The organism is Enterobacter sp. UPMP2052 (assembly GCF_053709675.1).
Genome location: NZ_JBSKJR010000004.1, coordinates 72389 through 89994 on the forward strand (window position 1 = coordinate 72389; position 17606 = coordinate 89994).

15 protein-coding genes are annotated in these 17606 nt (G+C 56.2%); 12 read left to right on the forward strand and 3 right to left on the reverse strand.

Features of this window, described 5'->3' with window-relative positions:
• The first annotated feature begins 102 nt into the window (after positions 1-102).
• Together ACWKX3_RS13920 and avtA are read left to right on the forward strand one after the other, a co-directional pair.
• Positions 103-2130, forward strand: a complete 2028-nt coding sequence (locus ACWKX3_RS13920) for an alpha-amylase (protein WP_454541966.1) — start codon at positions 103-105, stop codon at positions 2128-2130.
• A gap of 204 nt (positions 2131-2334) precedes the next feature.
• Positions 2335-3591 (forward strand): valine--pyruvate transaminase, encoded by a 1257-nt coding sequence (avtA, locus tag ACWKX3_RS13925; protein ID WP_058610514.1) that lies wholly within the window; start codon positions 2335-2337, stop codon positions 3589-3591.
• A gap of 97 nt (positions 3592-3688) precedes the next feature.
• On the opposite strand, the gene yiaJ is transcribed toward avtA, so the two are convergent.
• A complete protein-coding gene (yiaJ, locus tag ACWKX3_RS13930) occupies positions 3689-4507 on the reverse strand; it encodes an IclR family transcriptional regulator YiaJ (protein ID WP_101736798.1) in 819 nt (272 codons plus the stop codon).
• A 226-nt stretch (positions 4508-4733) separates the two neighbouring features.
• On the opposite strand from yiaJ, the gene yiaK reads away from it, so the two are divergent.
• From yiaK to araD, 8 genes are all read left to right on the forward strand, one after another.
• Positions 4734-5732 (forward strand): 3-dehydro-L-gulonate 2-dehydrogenase, encoded by a 999-nt coding sequence (gene yiaK, locus ACWKX3_RS13935; RefSeq protein WP_088209028.1) that lies wholly within the window; start codon positions 4734-4736, stop codon positions 5730-5732.
• Positions 5733-5741: 9 nt separating this feature from the next.
• The gene (locus ACWKX3_RS13940; protein ID WP_454541967.1) at positions 5742-6209 is read left to right on the forward strand and encodes a YhcH/YjgK/YiaL family protein; all 468 of its coding nucleotides are present in this window, start codon (positions 5742-5744) and stop codon (positions 6207-6209) included.
• A 26-nt stretch (positions 6210-6235) separates the two neighbouring features.
• Complete coding sequence (locus ACWKX3_RS13945; protein WP_454541968.1) at positions 6236-7162, forward strand: DUF4862 family protein; 927 nt, start codon at positions 6236-6238, stop codon at positions 7160-7162.
• Between the two features lie 44 nt (positions 7163-7206).
• On the forward strand, positions 7207-8526 hold the full coding sequence (locus tag ACWKX3_RS13950) for an MFS transporter (protein WP_454541969.1): 1320 nt from the start codon (positions 7207-7209) through the stop codon (positions 8524-8526).
• A gap of 90 nt (positions 8527-8616) precedes the next feature.
• A complete protein-coding gene (locus ACWKX3_RS13955) occupies positions 8617-10122 on the forward strand; it encodes an FGGY-family carbohydrate kinase (protein WP_454541970.1) in 1506 nt (501 codons plus the stop codon).
• Positions 10119-10772 (forward strand): 3-keto-L-gulonate-6-phosphate decarboxylase UlaD, encoded by a 654-nt coding sequence (ulaD, locus tag ACWKX3_RS13960; RefSeq protein ID WP_102891737.1) that lies wholly within the window; start codon positions 10119-10121, stop codon positions 10770-10772. Before ACWKX3_RS13955 ends, ulaD begins: the two co-directional genes overlap by 4 nt.
• Positions 10773-10774: 2 nt before the next feature.
• Positions 10775-11635: an L-ribulose-5-phosphate 3-epimerase gene (locus ACWKX3_RS13965; protein ID WP_102891738.1), complete on the forward strand. Its 861-nt coding sequence runs from the start codon at positions 10775-10777 to the stop codon at positions 11633-11635.
• A complete protein-coding gene (gene araD / locus ACWKX3_RS13970; protein ID WP_102891740.1) occupies positions 11629-12324 on the forward strand; it encodes an L-ribulose-5-phosphate 4-epimerase in 696 nt (231 codons plus the stop codon). Before ACWKX3_RS13965 ends, araD begins: the two co-directional genes overlap by 7 nt.
• Here araD and ACWKX3_RS13975 read toward each other — a convergent pair whose 3' ends face one another.
• The gene (locus ACWKX3_RS13975) at positions 12325-13143 is read right to left on the reverse strand and encodes a helix-turn-helix domain-containing protein (protein WP_220710815.1); all 819 of its coding nucleotides are present in this window, start codon (positions 13141-13143) and stop codon (positions 12325-12327) included.
• 223 nt (positions 13144-13366) lie between these two features.
• On the opposite strand from ACWKX3_RS13975, the gene ACWKX3_RS13980 reads away from it, so the two are divergent.
• Together ACWKX3_RS13980 and ACWKX3_RS13985 are read left to right on the forward strand one after the other, a co-directional pair.
• On the forward strand, positions 13367-14767 hold the full coding sequence (locus ACWKX3_RS13980) for an MFS transporter (protein ID WP_058610512.1): 1401 nt from the start codon (positions 13367-13369) through the stop codon (positions 14765-14767).
• A gap of 10 nt (positions 14768-14777) precedes the next feature.
• On the forward strand, positions 14778-16733 hold the full coding sequence (locus ACWKX3_RS13985) for a glycoside hydrolase family 127 protein (protein WP_454541971.1): 1956 nt from the start codon (positions 14778-14780) through the stop codon (positions 16731-16733).
• Positions 16734-16796: 63 nt separating this feature from the next.
• Here the strand turns inward: ACWKX3_RS13985 and ACWKX3_RS13990 are convergent, their stop codons facing one another.
• Positions 16797-17537, reverse strand: coding sequence for a MipA/OmpV family protein (locus tag ACWKX3_RS13990; RefSeq protein ID WP_236348185.1), 741 nt, complete (start codon positions 17535-17537; stop codon positions 16797-16799).
• Between the last annotated feature and the right edge of the window lie 69 nt (positions 17538-17606).

The window sequence follows — 17606 nt, forward strand, 5'->3', positions numbered from 1 at the left end:
TCACTCATCCTTTCGCATCCTCCTGGCAGAACGTGCGCGGGGAGGAGTTGTTCCCGTCTTCCCGATGGCACACTGGTTAAAAAAGCCGCGAAGGAATTTGGAATGAAACGCACCGCACTCGCTTTTCTGCTTTTACCGGCACTGGCGCAGGCAGACTGGTCATCACCGGGCTTTGCCGCGTTTAAGGCTGAAGGCACCGGCGTTTTTACCAGCCAGGCAACGCTGACGAAGGGTACCCGCCCACTGACGCTCAGTTTTGACAACGCGTGCTGGCAGCCGACCGATGCGATAAAACTCAACGAGATGCTGTCGCTCAAACCTTGCGAAGGCACGCCGCCGCAGTGGCGTTTGTTTCGCGACGGCAGCTACCAGATGCGGATTGATACCCGCTCAGGCACGCCGACGCTGATGTTGACGGTACAACGCGAGGCGGAAAAAACCGTCGCGAACGTTATCCGCCAGTGTCCAGCGTGGGACGGCAAACCGCTTACGCTTGACGTCAGCCACACCTTCCCGGAAGGCTCCGTGGTGCGTGATTTTTACAGCAAGCAGACGGCGACGGTGCAAAACGGCAAAATCACCCTCCAGCCCGCGGCGAACAGCAACGGCCTGCTGCTGCTTGAGCGCGCCGAAACCGATAAACCCGCGCCGTTTAGCTGGCAAAACGCCACTGTATATTTCGTGCTAACGGACCGCTTCGTCAATGGCGATCCTACCAATGACAACAGCTATGGCCGCCATAAAGACGGCATGCAGGAAATTGGAACCTTCCACGGAGGCGATCTCAAAGGGCTTGCCGGTAAACTCGACTATCTGCAGCAGCTCGGCGTCAATGCACTGTGGATTAGCTCACCGCTGGAGCAGATCCACGGTTGGGTGGGCGGTGGAACCAAAGGTGACTTCCCCCATTACGCCTATCACGGCTATTACACCCAGGACTGGACCACCCTCGATGCCAGCATGGGCAACGAAGATGATTTGCGCCATCTGATCGATGAAGCGCACAAGCGCGGCATCCGTATTCTGTTCGACATCGTGATGAACCACGCGGGCTACGCCACGCTGGCAGACATGCAGGCGTTTCAGTTTGGCGCGCTATACCTGCAAGGTGATGAGCTGAAGAAAACCCTGGGCGAGCGCTGGACGGACTGGAAACCAGGGGCCGGACAAAGCTGGCACAGCTTTAACGATTACATTAATTTCAGCGATAAAGCCGCGTGGGAAGCATGGTGGGGTAAAAAATGGATCCGCACCGACATCGGCGATTATGACAACCCTGGCTTTGACGATTTAACGATGTCGCTGGCCTTTTTACCGGATCTGAAAACGGAATCGACCGAGGCTTCCGGCCTGCCCAACTTTTATCAGCACAAGCCTGATACGAACGCGAAAGTCATCCCGGGCTTCACCCCGCGTGACTACCTGACGCACTGGCTTAGCCAGTGGGTGCGTGATTACGGCATTGACGGTTTTCGGGTCGATACCGCGAAGCACGTTGAGCTTGACGCGTGGCAACAGCTAAAAGACCAGGCAGGCCAGGCCCTGGCGGCGTGGAAAGCCGCTAACCCGGACAAAAAAGTCGATAACGCCCCGTTCTGGATGACGGGAGAGTCCTGGGGCCACGGCGTTATGCAGAGCGATTACTACCGCCACGGTTTCGATGCGATGATCAACTTTGATTATCAGGAGCAGGCGGCGAAGGCAGTGGACTGCCTGGCCGACATCGACCTGACCTGGCAGCAGATGGCGGAAAAACTGCAGAGCTTTAACGTCCTGAGCTATCTCTCGTCGCATGATACGCGGCTTTTCCGCGAAGGGGGCCAGCGTGCGGCAGAGCTGCTCCTGCTCGCGCCGGGGAGTGTGCAGATCTATTACGGCGATGAATCAGAGCGGCCATTTGGTCCAACCGGCTCCGACCCGCTGCAGGGAACGCGCTCGGACATGAACTGGCAGGACGTCACGGGTAAAAATGCCGCCACCGTCGCTCACTGGCAGATTTTAGGCCAGTTCCGCGCCCGCCATCCGGCAATAGGCGAAGGCGTTCAAAAAACGCTGTCGCTTAAGGAGGGTTACGGCTTTGTGCGCGAGCACAACGGCGATAAAGCGATGGTGGTGTGGGCAGGAAATTAAGCGCTACGTCCCCCTCACCCTAATCCTCGCCCCTTTGGGCAGAGGACCGGGGTGAGGGGAGAAAAAAGCATCAGAACAATACACTGAATAAATCAAAACCCACCATATAAAACATCAACACTGCCCTCTCCTCCCGATTTGCACCTGTCCGATGCTAGCGTTATGGTTACCCACTTTCATAATAAGCCAGACAGAACACCTGCTATGACGTTTTCACTTTTCGGCGACAAATTTACCCGCCATTCAGGCATTACCCGCCTGATGGAAGATCTCAATGACGGACTGCGCACCCCGGGTGCAATCATGCTTGGCGGCGGAAACCCGGCGCAGATCCCGGAGATGAATACCTACTTCCAGACGCTGCTGGCGCAGATGCTGGAAAGCGGCAAAGCTACCGACGCGCTGTGCAATTACGATGGCCCCCAGGGCAAAACCGAACTGCTGAAGCTCCTCGCCAACATGCTGCGTGACGAGCTCGGATGGGATATCGAACCGCAGAATATTGCACTGACAAACGGCAGCCAGAGCGCATTTTTCTACTTGTTTAACCTGTTCGCAGGACGTCGCGCCGACGGCACCACCAAAAAAGTGTTGTTCCCGCTGGCACCGGAGTACATCGGCTACGCCGATTCCGGCCTCGAAGAAGACCTGTTTGTCTCTGCACGCCCGAACATTGAGCTGCTGCCGGAAGGCCAGTTCAAATATCACGTCGATTTCGAGCACCTGCACATCGGTGAAGAGACGGGCATGATCTGCGTTTCGCGGCCAACCAACCCGACCGGCAACGTCATCACCGACGATGAGCTGATGAAGCTGGATGCGCTCGCCAATCAGCACAACATCCCGCTGGTAATCGATAACGCCTACGGCGTGCCGTTCCCGGGCATTATTTTCAGCGAAGCACGCCCGCTGTGGAACCCGAACATTGTTCTGTGCATGAGCCTCTCCAAGCTCGGCCTGCCGGGCAGCCGCTGCGGCATCATTATCGCCAATGAAAAAATCATCACCGCCATTACCAACATGAACGGCATTATCAGCCTCTCTCCCGGCGGTATAGGCCCGGCCATGATGTGCGAGATGATTAAAAATAACGACCTGCTGCGCCTGTCCAATGAGGTGATCAAGCCGTTCTATTACCAGCGCGTTCAGGAGACAATCGCGATCATTCGCCGCTATTTGCCGGAAGAACGCTGCCTGATCCACAAACCTGAAGGCGCCATTTTCCTGTGGCTGTGGTTTAAAGACCTGCCGATCACCACCGAACTGCTCTACCAGCGCCTGAAAAAACGCGGCGTGCTGATGGTGCCGGGCGATTACTTCTTCCCCGGGCTGGATAAGCCGTGGCCGCACACGCATCAATGCATGCGCATGAACTACGTGCCGGATCCGGAAAAAATCGAAGCGGGCGTGAAAATTCTCGCCGAAGAGATTGAGAACGCCTGGCGCGAAGGCGGCCAGTAACATCTTTCGCCAGATTTCGCTGCCGTTCAGTGCGAAATCTGGCGTTTTTGAAGCGGTTCAGCGCTCGGGTACGGTTCCCACCAGCCCGATTCGTCTGTTATGCCTCGCGTACCGTAAACCCAAGCTCTTTTGAGATAGCGTCTGCGGTTTCACGCAACGGGGTAAGCAAGTTCTTTTCGCCCACCTGCTTCATACGCGATGTCGATAGCGAAATGGAGATGGCATACGGCACGCGGCCATGAATATCAAAGACCGGCACGGCGATACAGGATACCCCCAGTTCATTCTCTTCTTTGTCCCGGGCCATGCTGTGCTCACGGATCTCTGCCAGTTCGCCGTACATCGCGTCCAGTTCGGTGATGGTATTACGCGTCAGCGGCTGGATCTGGTCCTGATGGCTTTCCCAGTAGCTTGCAACATAATCTTGGTGGCCAAATGCCATGTAAATCTTGCCCATTGCCGAGCAGTAGAGCGGCATATGCTGGCCGATATAGGCGCGGGTGCGCAGCATTCCGGTTGTCGGCTCAAGCTTATAAATCAGGATCGCATGGTCATCTTCACGGCTGGAGAAGTTCACCGTCTCGCCGGTCGCGATGTTCAGCGCCTCAAGATGCGGTGCCGCCACATGAATGATGTTCAGGGATGACAACGCCTTTTGCCCGACGGCAATAAATTTGGTGGTCAAACGATAGCTGCCCGCCGCAGGAGCTGGCGTGACATACCCGCAGGACTGCAACCCCTGCAGTAGCCGGTGAACCGTACTCTTATTCAGCCCGGCAAGCTCGGAGAGATGGGCAAGAGGACACCCGTTCGGATAGTTGCTGAGGATCTCAATCAGCATCAGGCCGCGAAACAAGCTCTGGCTACCTGCTGGCCTCTCTTTTTCTTGCGTCATTTCGCTCTCTTTCATGCTCATTGATTAGCTCCTTTCTTCTCGCGCTCCGATGGTAGCGCAAAGTGTGGCTCACTTCACGATCTCAACAGAAAAAACACAACCAGTTGATTTTAATCGATTTTGAAAATCATGAATGTCGTTGATCTGACAAAAATTGATCGCTATATTTGAAATCAGATTTCGCATAGTGAAATTTAGCGATAAAAAAGCACTCACACTTGCCCCTTAAAAGCACAGGAGAACAGGGATGAAAGTGACCTTTGATGAGTTGAAAGCGGCGTTCAATCGGGTACTGATCGCGCGCGGCATACAAGCAGACACTGCAGATGCCTGCGCGGAGATGTTCGCCCGCACCACGGAATCCGGCGTCTATTCCCACGGTGTGAACCGTTTCCCGCGTTTTATTCAGCAACTTGATGCTGGCGACATCATTCCTGACGCCCAGCCAAAACGGATCACCACGCTGGGCGCCATTGAACAGTGGGATGCGCAACGCGCCATCGGTAACCTGACGGCAAAGAAAATGATGGATCGTGCTACCGAGCTGGCGTCCGATCACGGGATAGGTCTGGTAGCACTGCGTAACGCAAACCACTGGATGCGCGGCGGCAGCTACGGCTGGCAGGCGGCGGAGAAGGGATATATCGGCATTTGCTGGACCAACTCGATTGCCGTCATGCCCGCCTGGGGATCAAAAGCGTGCTGTATCGGCACAAACCCACTGATCGTGGCGATCCCGTCTAACCCCATCACCATGGTGGACATGTCAATGTCGATGTTCTCTTACGGCATGCTGGAAGTGAATCGCCTGGCGGGGCGCGAGCTGCCGGTGGACGGTGGATTCGACGACGACGGCAACCTGACCCGTGAACCGGGCGTCATTGAGAAAAATCGCCGCATTCTGCCGATGGGTTACTGGAAAGGTTCTGGCCTCTCTATCGTGCTGGATATGATCGCCACCCTGCTTTCCAACGGCTCCTCCGTGGCGGAAGTCACCCAGGACAACAGCGATGAGTACGGCGTATCGCAAATCTTCATTGCCATCGAGGTAGATCGCCTGATCGACGGTCCAACCCGTGACGCCAAACTGCAGCGCATTATGGACTTCATCACCACCGCCGAACGCGCCGATGAAAACGTCGCCGTCCGTCTGCCCGGGCATGAGTTTACGCGTCTGCTGGAGGAGAACCGCCGGGACGGCATCACCATTGACGACAGCGTGTGGGCGAAAATCCAGTCTCTGTAAGGAGGGGCCATGATATTCGGACATATTTCACAGCCAAATCCGTGCCGCCTGCCGCAGGCAATTGAAAAAGCACTTAATTTCCTGCGCACTACCGATTTCGCCACGCTTGAGCCAGGTGTCGTCGAAATTGATGGACGCACTATTTTTGCCCAGGTGCTCGACCTGACGACCCGGGAACCGCATGAAAATCGCCCGGAAGTACATCGTCGTTATCTGGATATTCAATTTCTGGCATCGGGTGAAGAGAAAATAGGTATCGCCATTGATACCGGTAATAACAAAATCAGCGAATCACTGCTCGAACAGCGGGATATTATTTTTTATCACGACAGCGAGCATGAATCGTTTATCGAAATGATACCCGGCAGCTATGCCATATTTTTCCCGCAGGATGTGCACCGTCCTGCCTGTATTAAGAACACAAGTTCTGAAATTCGTAAGATTGTGGTGAAAGTAGAAGTCAGCGAATTACAGTAATTTACTGATAAATACAGGAACGCGAAATGACCAACACCGGTTTTATTATTGGTGCGTACCCCTGCGCACCCTCGTTTCACCAGAAAGGGGAACAACAAGAGCAAGCCTTCTGGCGGGAACTTGCCGACACGCCTTATATACGCGGTCTGGAACAACCGTGCCTTGAAAACCTTCATCCGTTTGGCGATGAATGGTTATTCCGGCACACCCCAGGCGACTGGCGCATGGTGGTGACAGCAGTGATGGAAACCATGCGTCGCCGCGCTACCAACGGCGCATTTGGCCTGGCGTCAGCCGACGAAGACCAGCGTAAAGCCTGCGTTGAATATTACCGCCATCTACATCAGAAAATTACCGCCGTGAACGGCCGTTTTCCGGGAAAAGTAACCGCGCTGGAAATGCAGGCGGCACCGCAGGCGGGCAACGACAATGTAGGGCAAGCCACCGAGGCGTTCTCCCGTTCCATCAAGGAGATCGCGGGCTGGGACTGGCCCTGCGATCTGATACTGGAACACTGCGATTCCATGACCGGCCCCGCGCCACGTAAGGGATTCTTACCTTTAGAGCAGGTGCTTGACGTGGTGAGCACAACGAATATCAGCGTCTGCATCAACTGGGCGCGTTCTGCTATCGAAGGTCGCAACACCACCCTTCCGCTTGAGCATGTCCAGGCGGCAGTCAGGGCAGGAAAACTGGGGGCGCTGATGTTTTCGGGTACGACCACCCGCGGGGAATATGGTGAATGGCAGGATCTGCATGCGCCGTTTTCACCGTTCTGCACCGACAGTTTACTCAGCACCGAACATGCAAAAACACTTTTTACTGCGGCGAACGCCGCATCCCTGAAATTCTCCGGTATTAAATTACTGGAAATAAATGCTAATGCTGATGTCAGCCATCGCATCGCAATATTGCGCGACGGCATTAGCGCTCTCCATAACGCAACACAATAAAAATAAAAACACTTATTCCGGTTACATTCACTGAGATATTAAATATGAATATTTCTAATCATGCTCTACACGCGAACATTCCGCGCCAGCGCTGGCTAAGAATCATTCCCCCTATTCTTATCGCCTGCATCATTTCCTATATGGACCGCGTAAATATTGCGTTTGCTATGCCCGGTGGTATGGACGAAGAACTCGGTATTTCCGCCACGATGGCGGGCCTGGCGGGCGGCATCTTCTTTATTGGCTACCTGTTTCTCCAGGTACCGGGCGGCAAGATTGCCGTTCACGGCAGTGGCAAGAAATTCATCGGCTGGTCGCTCGTGGCGTGGGCGGTTATTTCGGTGCTGACGGGCCTCGTCACGAACCAGTACCAGCTCCTGGTCCTGCGCTTCTTACTCGGCGTGGCGGAAGGCGGAATGCTGCCCGTGGTGCTTACGATGATCAGCAACTGGTTCCCGGATGCCGAGCGCGGTCGCGCGAATGCGATTGTGATTATGTTTGTGCCTATCGCCGGGATCATCACCGCACCGTTATCGGGCTGGATCATCACCGAGCTCGACTGGCGTTGGTTATTCATCATCGAAGGGCTGATGTCCGTAGTGGTGCTGATGCTGTGGGCCTTCACCGTTTACGACCGACCGCAGGAAGCTCGCTGGATCTCTGAAGCGGAGAAGCACTATCTGGTGCAAACGCTGGCCGCAGAGCAGCGCGCGATTGCCGGTAAAGAGGTAAAAAACGCGTCACTGAGCGCTGTGCTTTCCGACAAAACCATGTGGCAGCTGATCGCCCTGAACTTCTTCTATCAGACCGGTATTTACGGTTACACCCTCTGGCTGCCCACCATCCTGAAAGAGCTGACGCATACCAGCATCGGTCAGGTGGGGATGCTCGCCGTTCTGCCTTACGTCGGCGCGATTGCAGGCATGTTCCTGTTCTCATCACTCTCGGACCGCACCGGTAAACGCAAGCTGTTCGTCTCCCTGCCGCTGATTGGTTTTGCGCTCTGCATGTTCCTCTCGGTGACCTTAAAAGAAAACATCTGGCTGGCCTATGCCGCGTTGGTAGGTTGCGGATTCTTCCTGCAATCGGCCGCAGGGGTGTTCTGGACGATTCCGGCGCGTTTGTTCAGCGCCGAGATGGCGGGCGGCGCGCGCGGCGTGATTAACGCCCTGGGCAATCTCGGTGGGTTCTGCGGCCCGTATGCAGTCGGCGTGCTGATCACCCTCTACAGCAAAGATGCCGGCGTTTACTGCCTGGCGGTATCACTGGCACTGGCCGCACTGCTGGCCCTGCTATTACCGGCAAAATGCGATGCCGGAGCAGAGCCTCATCCCTCGGTGAACCCGCATAAGCATGTGGCCTGATGTCCTTCCCCTTCTCCCACCGGGAGAGGGGAAAAACCAAATCGTAGGCCGGGTAAGCGAAGCGCCACCCGGCAAGCAAGGGAAGCAAAGATGAGTGAAAAAGAACCCTTCTGGCTGGGTATCGATTGTGGCGGTACTTATCTGAAAGCCGGTTTGTACAACAGCCAGGGCAGAGAAGTTTATATCGAACGCCGTGCGGTTGCCACGCTCAGCCCACATGCCGGCTACGCCGAGCGGGATATGTACGCGCTTTGGCAGCACTGCCATGCAACCGTCGCCCGGTTGCTGAAAAATTCAGGCGTAGACGGCGAACAGATCAAAGGCGTTGGCATTTCTGCGCAGGGCAAGGGGCTGTTTCTTCTCGATAAACGGGATCAACCGCTCGGCAACGCGATGCTCTCCTCCGACCGCCGGGCCCTGGAGATTGTGCAGCGCTGGCAGCAGGACGGCATTCCCGAAAAACTCTATCCGCATACGCGCCAGACGCTGTGGACGGGGCATCCCGTGTCGCTTCTGCGCTGGGTCAAAGAAAACGAACCGCAGCGGTATCAACAGATTGGCTGCGTGATGATGGCGCATGACTATTTGCGCTGGTGCCTCACGGACGTAAAAGGCTGCGAAGAGAGCAATATCTCCGAATCCAACCTCTACAACATGCAGACAGGCCGGTACGACCCCCAGCTCACGCGCTGGCTGGGTATTGATGAAATCGACGGCGCGCTGCCGCCCATTGTCGGTTCAGCAGAAATTTGCGGGGAAATCACCGCTCAGGCAGCCGCACTGACCGGTCTCGCGGCGGGCACGCCCGTCGTTGGTGGACTGTTTGATGTGGTTTCCACCGCGATCTGCGCCGGGCTGCATGATGAACACACCCTGAATGCCGTAATGGGTACATGGGCCGTCACCAGCGGTATTGCCAACGGCATTCGCGACAACGAGCCATTTCCTTATGTCTATGGCCGCTATGTTCACCCGCAGCATTACATCGTCCACGAGGCCAGCCCGACGTCCTCCGGCAATCTCGAATGGCTGACAGCGCAATGGGGCGATATGTCATTTGATGAGATAAACCGCGCCGTCGCCAGCTTGCCGAAAGCCGGAAGTGAGGTGATCTTCCTGCCTTTTCTTTACGGCAGCAATGCCGGGCTGGAGATGACCAGCGGGTTCTACGGTATGCAGGCGCTGCACACTCGCGCGCACCTTCTCCAGGCCGTTTACGAAGGCGTGGTGTTCAGCCATATGACTCACCTTAACCGGTTGCTGGAGCGCTTTACCCAGGTGCGGGCATTGCGCGTCACGGGCGGCCCTGCTCATTCGGATGTGTGGATGCAAATGCTTGCGGACGTCAGTGGTCTGGCTATCGAACTGCCGCAGGTAGAGGAGACCGGCTGTTCCGGCGCGGCCCTGGCCGCACTCGTGGGAACGGGTGTCTATCCCGATTTTCACACCGCGCAGCGCGCCCTCACCCATGCCTGCAGGGTTATCGAACCCGATATGCACGCGCATGCGGCCTACCAGCGTAAATACCACCGCTACCAGTTACTGATATCAGCACTACAGGGCTATCACGCCCGCGTTAAGGAGTACGACTTATGAGCCGACCATTACTTCAGCTGGCGCTCGACCACACTTCACTGTCAGCTGCACAGCGCGACGTCGCGTTATTAGCGGACTGCGTTGATATCGTCGAAGCGGGCACCATTCTGTGTCTGACCGAAGGGCTGAATGCGGTGCGTGCCCTGCGTCAGCAATGCCCGGACAACATCATCGTCGCGGACTGGAAAGTGGCCGACGCCGGAGGAACGCTGGCGGAACAGGCGTTCGGCGCAGGCGCCAACTGGATGACCATCATCTGCGCCGCACCGCTGGCCACCGTCGAAAAAGGTCATGAGGTGGCTCAACGCTGCGGCGGCGAAATCCAGATGGAACTGTTTGGCAACTGGACGCTGGAAGATGCCCGCGCCTGGCACCGCGCTGGCGTTAAGCAGGCGATTTATCACCGCGGACGTGACGCACAGGCCAGTGGGCAACAGTGGGGCGAAGCGGATCTCGCCAGAATGAAGGCCCTCTCCGATATCGGTTTGCAGCTCTCGATTACCGGCGGCATTACCCCCGCCGACCTGCCGCTGTTTAAGTCAATCAACGTTAAGGCGTTTATCGCCGGGCGCGCCCTGGCAGGCGCAGAACATCCGCCGCAGGTGGCACAGGCATTCCACCAGCAAATCCGCGACATCTGGGGAGAGTAACCATGCGACAGCATCCGTTGGGTATTTACGAAAAAGCGCTGCCGAAAGATCTCTCCTGGCCGGAACGTTTAGTTCTGGCGAAAAGCTGCGGGTTTGATTTTGTTGAGATGTCGGTTGATGAGACGGACGAGAGACTATCGCGTCTGGAATGGAATACTACGCAGCGCGCCTCTCTGGTCGAAGCCATGCTGGAGACAGGCGTGTCGATCCCGTCGATGTGTTTGTCCGCCCATCGTCGCTTTCCATTTGGCAGCCGCGACGAAACCGTGCGTGAACGCGCCCGCGAGATCATGACCAAAGCCATCAGGCTGGCGCGCGATTTGGGCATTCGTACCATTCAACTGGCGGGTTACGACGTTTATTACGAAGAGCATGACGCAGGAACGCAGCAGCGCTTTGCCGAAGGACTGGCGTGGGCCGTTGAGCAGGCGGCGGCTGCGCAGGTGATGCTGGCGGTGGAGATCATGGACACCGCCTTTATGAACTCCATCAGCAAGTGGAAAAAGTGGGACGAGATGCTGGCATCCCCATGGTTCAGCGTCTATCCGGACGTCGGCAACCTGAGCGCGTGGGGCAACGACGTCACCGCCGAACTGACGCTGGGAATTGACCGTATCGCGGCTATCCACCTGAAAGACACCCTGCCCGTTACCGCACAAAGTCCCGGACAGTTCCGCGACGTACCGTTTGGCGAGGGCTGCGTCGATTTCGTGGGCGTATTTTCCACGCTGAAGAAGCTGAACTATCGCGGCGCGTTTCTGGTTGAAATGTGGACCGAAAAAGCAAAAGAACCGGTGCTGGAGATTATCCAGGCACGCCGCTGGATTGAAGCCCGTATGCAGGAAGGAGGCATGACATGTTAGAACAACTCAAAGCCGAAGTGCTGGCGGCCAATCTGGCGCTTCCCGTCCACCGGCTGGTGACATTTACCTGGGGCAACGTCAGCGCCGTTGATCGTGAAAGCGGTCTGATGGCGATTAAGCCTTCCGGCGTGGAATACGACGTGATGACCGCTGAAGATATGGTTATCGTGGATATCGCCACGGGCCAGGTGGTTGAGGGCAGCAAAAAACCCTCATCAGACACGCCAACCCACCTCGCGCTCTATCGCCGTTATCCGGAGATTGGCGGCATTGTCCATACCCACTCACGCCACGCCACAATCTGGTCGCAGGCAGGGTTAGATCTCCCGGCCTGGGGCACCACCCACGCGGACTACTTCTACGGCGCGATACCCTGCACCCGGCTGATGACCACGGCAGAAATTGAGGGTGAATATGAGTACCAGACGGGTGAAGTGATCATTAAAACCTTTGAAGAAAGAGACCTGAGCCCAATGCAGGTTCCGGCGGTGCTGGTGCACTCTCACGGCCCGTTTGCGTGGGGCAAAGATGCTGCCGATGCGGTACATAATGCCGTCGTACTGGAAGAGTGTGCCTACATGGGCCTGTTCTCGCGCCAGCTTGCACCGCAACTACCGGACATGCAGCAGGCGCTGCTCAACAAGCATTATCTGCGCAAGCACGGCGCGAATGCCTATTACGGCCAGTGATTACCCGGAATTAATATGTTCCTTACAGTACCGCCGTTTCCAGACGGCGGGCGTCAGCCCGGTATGTTTAGAGAATATCTGCCGGAAATAGCCAACGTCGTTAAATCCGCAGCGGGTGGCAACCTCGGTTATTGACGCTGCATCGCTTAATAACAGCTTTTCTGCTGCCCTGATGCGCTGGCGGTGAATGGCCTCGGTCAGGGTTAAATGAAAGGTTTTACGAAATACCCTACCGAGATAATCGGCATTACAGTGCAACGCTTTTGCCAGCTGCGAGGTGGAAAGCGGCAAATGAAATTGCGTGCGAATAAGCTGTTTGGCTTTCCACGCAATGGCCGTACTCGCTTCATCGCTTTTATCTTCGTAGCCCCGGGAAAGTGAGACCTGCTGTAAAATCAGCAGCACGATGATTTCCAGCGCCACGCTTCGCTGTAATTTTTCCTGTTCGCTCAGGAATTGTCGAAATAGCGCGGTGACATATTGCGGATCCCTGACAACGCAATATTGCTCTATTCCGAGCGGAACCGCCTGCGGCAGGGATTCATTAACGCGCTCAATATCAAAGTGCAGCCAGTAGAAGCGCAGATCCCCCGGAAAGTCTTCTGTCCCCACGTGTCGACGGCCCGGCCACAGCAGTAAACTCTCGCCCGCTTTTACCTCAAACACCCTGTCGTCTTCCTGAATCGTTAATGTCCCCTTTTCGACAAAGATAATTTCCCACGACGTTAATTTACGCGACGGATGGCGTCCCACGCCCCGGGAAATAAATAACCCTCCGTTTTGTACTTTAATCGGAAGCGCTATGGATAATTCAAGCATAGATATTCACCATTCCGCTTTTATCTCCGCATTAATTGCGTTTATTTATTGAATAATAACAAATAGTGCCAGCGCTGCTCGATCGAACTCACATTTTCATCATCAGGTCGGAATCGTCATCTTTTTATACTTTTCCCTTCCCTTGTTGGCATAGCCGTTCAATGCAGAATAAAAGAGGTACCTTGCAAAAAATAATAAAATTCGATTACCGAGGAGTGACCTGATGACTTCCACACCGATTACAAAGTCTGATGTTGCACAGCGGGCGAGAGATGACCGTTTATCCATTCGCGAAAAAATAGGCTATGGCCTCGGCGATGCGGGCGGAACGGTGATTACCTGCTTAATTATGAATTTTCTTACCTTTTTCTATACCGACGTTTTTGGCCTGACCCCCGCGCTGGTGGGGACACTGTTTATTGCGCTGCGCGTGTTTGACGCCATTTCCGATCCGGTGATGGGGGTTATTGCCGACCGCACGCAGAGCCGCTGGGGGCGTTTTCGTCCCTGGCAACTGTGGGTGGCGGTTCCCATCGGGATTATCGGCGTTCTGACCTTTACCGTTCCGGACGCCAGCATGGGGGTTAAAATCGCCTGGGCGTTCGGAACCTATCTGCTCCTGTCCGTAGGTTATACCGCCATCAACGTGCCCTATTGCGCGCTGATCAACACCATGACTACCCGCCACAACGAAGTGATCGCCTGCCAGTCATGGCGCTTTGTGCTGTGCGGCGTCGCGGGGTTTTTGGTCTCGGTTGGGCTGCCGTGGCTGGTCGCTGAGCTGGGGCAAGGTAACACCGCCCGTGGCTACCAGCTTGGGGTCGGCGTGCTGTGCGCCATCGCCGTGTTCATGTTCCTGTGCTGCTTCTTCTGGGTACGAGAGCGCGTGCCGCTGGCGCTGATGGGCAAATTCACGCTACGCGAGCATCTCGCAGGCCTGCGTAAAAACGATCAGCTACTGCTGATGCTGGTGATGTCATTTCTGCTGATAAACGTCTTTAACATTCGCGGCGGCGGATACATGTACTTCATCACCTACGTTTTGCAGGGAAGTACCGTTTATACCTCACTGTTTTTCACCATGGTGACCTTTGCGGCGATCCTGGGCGCGGTGATCGTCAATCCGCTGTCCCGACGTATTGATACCGTCAAACTCTACTATTACACCAACCTGGTGCTGGCCGCTGTTGCCCTGGGCATGTGGTTCCTGCCGGGCGGGCCGGCCCATCAAACGCTCTGGCTGGTCGTCATTCTCAGCAACGGCGTGATCCTGGGCTTTACCCTGCCACTGCACTTCTCCCTGATGGCCTTCGCCGATGACTACGGCGAGTGGAAAAACGGCGTGCGTTCATCAGGCATGAACTTCGCCTTCAATCTGTTTTTCATCAAGCTGGCGTGGGCGTCCAGCGCCGGGATCATCAGCCTGGTGTTCATCGCAGTCGCCTACCAGCCGGGCGCGGGTAACCAGACGACGGCCTCTTTGCAGGGCATTACCGCCATGGAGACGCTGCTCCCTGCTCTTTTCCACCTGCTGTTGGCGGTCTCTATCCGCTGGTGCAGGCTTAATAACCCGATGATGTCGCGCATTGCCACCGATCTGCGCCAGCGTCACGTCTCGTCCTGAGGAGAATGTCATGACCCTAATGGAAGCCAACCTGCATAACCTGAAAATTAACGATCCGTTTCTCGGCCAGTACCAGCGGCTGGTGCGCGACGTGGTGATCCCGTATCAGTGGAATGCGCTGAACGACCGCGTTGCGGATGCGGAGCCAAGCCACGCCATCACCAACTTCCGCATTGCGGCAGGTCTGGAGGACGGGGAGTTTTACGGTATGGTGTTTCAGGACAGCGACGTGGCGAAATGGCTTGAGGCCGTGGCGTGGTCGCTGTGTCAAAAACCCGATCCCGAACTGGAACAAACCGCAGATGAGGTGATCGAACTTGTCGCAGCGGCGCAGTGCGAGGACGGCTATCTGAACACCTACTTTACGGTCAAAGCCCCCGGCGAGCGCTGGACCAACCTCGCCGAATGCCACGAGCTTTACTGCGCCGGACACATGATTGAAGCGGGCGTGGCCTGGTTTCAGGGTACCGGAAAGCGCCGCCTGCTGGAGGTCGTCTGTAAGCTGGCGGACCATATCGACAGCGTCTTTGGGCCAGGGGAAAACCAGCTGCATGGTTATCCTGGCCATCCGGAAATTGAGCTGGCGCTGATGCGGCTCTATGACGTCACGCAAGAGCCGCGCTACATGGCGCTGGTGAATTACTTTATTGAGGCGCGCGGCACGACACCCCATTTCTATGATATCGAATACGAGAAACGCGGCAGAACCTCGCACTGGCATAACTACGGCCCGGCCTGGATGGTCAAAGACAAAGCCTACAGCCAGGCCCACCAGCCGCTTTCAGAACAGCAAACGGCTATCGGCCATGCGGTGCGTTTTGTGTACCTGATGGCGGGCATGGCGCATCTGGCTCGCCTGAGCAACGACGACGGTAAACGCCAGGATTGCCTGCGGCTGTGGAGAAATATGGCCCAGCGCCAGCTGTACATCACGGGCGGGATCGGCTCGCAAAGCAGCGGCGAGGCCTTCAGCAGCGATTACGATCTACCTAACGATACGGTGTATGCAGAAAGCTGCGCCTCTATCGGCCTGATGATGTTTGCCCGCCGGATGCTGGAGATGGAGGCAGACAGCCAGTATGCCGACGTGATGGAGCGGGCGTTATACAACACGGTGCTGGGCGGAATGGCGCTCGACGGTAAGCATTTTTTCTACGTGAACCCGCTTGAAGTGCATCCCAAAACGCTGGCGTTTAACCATATTTATGACCATGTCAAACCTGTCCGCCAGCGCTGGTTTGGCTGTGCCTGCTGCCCGCCGAACATCGCGCGCGTGCTGACGTCGCTGGGTCATTACATCTATACCCTTCATCCGGAAACGTTATTCATCAATCTGTATGTCGGGAACGACATCGCCGTCCCGGTTGGCGACCAGCAGCTGCGGCTGCGTATCAGCGGAAATTACCCGTGGCATGAGCAGGTTAACATTGAGATCGCCTCGCCCGTTCCGGTCACCCACACGCTGGCGCTCCGGCTGCCGGACTGGTGCGAAAACCCCGAAGTATTGCTGAACGGCGCAGCGGTGACGGGTGAGGTATCGCGTGGCTACCTCTACCTGCGCCGCAGCTGGCAGGAGGGCGATGTGTTAACGCTGACGCTGCCGATGCCGGTTCGTCGGGTGTACGGTAATCCCCAGGTTCGCCAGCAGGCGGGTAAAGTCGCGTTGCAGCGCGGTCCGCTGGTCTATTGTCTGGAGGAAGCAGACAACGGCGCCGGGCTGCACAACCTGTCCCTGCCCGCTGACAGCGAATTCCGTGTTTTTGAAGGAAAAGGCATGTTTGCCCATAAAATGGTGATTCAGGCAGAGGGCGTCGCGCGGTGCGCCGCGCAGGCCAATTCAGACGCGCTCTGGCAGTACGATCGCGCCCCGGTACATCGTGAGCCACGCACGCTGACCTTTATTCCGTGGTTTAGCTGGGCTAACCGGGGAGAAGGGGAAATGCGGATTTGGGTCGATGAAGGCTAAATCGCGCTAGCCTGTTGCCCTCTCCCACAAGAGAGGGCGTAAACCGTCACCCGGCTTTCGACATCAAAAACGCCAGGCCACGCCGGTCATCAGCGCGACGCTGTCGTCGCGGTCGATCATCGGGCTGTTCTTCACGTCGTCCGGTAAAACCGTGTATACCGCGCTGGCCGTGAGGAACAGGCTTTTTGTCAGCTGATATTTCGCCGCCAGGCCAACGTATGGCGTCCAGCTGTCATCCGCGGTGTAATCATCCAGCCCTGAGCGGCGAGACTCGCTGCCGGATACGCCATAGTAATAGTCGTTATAGCTTTTATCGCTGTAGAACACGCCGACGGAGGGGGTCAGGATCAGGCGTTCCATGCGAATCGGGTGGAAATACGAGATTTCAGCGATCGTGCCGCCGCTTTCATCCATCACGTCGCCGGAGAGCGCCAGTTTCAGGCTGCCCCAGCGCTCATGACGATAATATGCGCCGCCCATGAAAGCGGATGCCTTGCGCTCGTCCAGGCGTTTCATCTGGTGGTCGTCATTGTCGTCCGGATCAAAATGCAGGGGCATCCAGGAGGCTGTGAGGCTGAGTTCGTTTTTGTCGTCCTTCCACATAATCCACCCACCGGTGGTTTGACGCACATAGAAACGATCGCCTTCATAGCTGATTAACGGCACGGCGGTCGTATTTTGGTTATACCCTTTGTAAGGCGACTCATTAAATACCGCCCCCGCCCCGAGAGAAAAACCGCCAGCCATTGCGGAGAATGACGAAAATAACGCGGCAGCAATCAGTAAATTATATTTAACAGTCATTCCATGTAATCCATTTATACGCAGGTAAACGAGGCGCATAATAATGGTTACAAATTTACCAAAGCAACG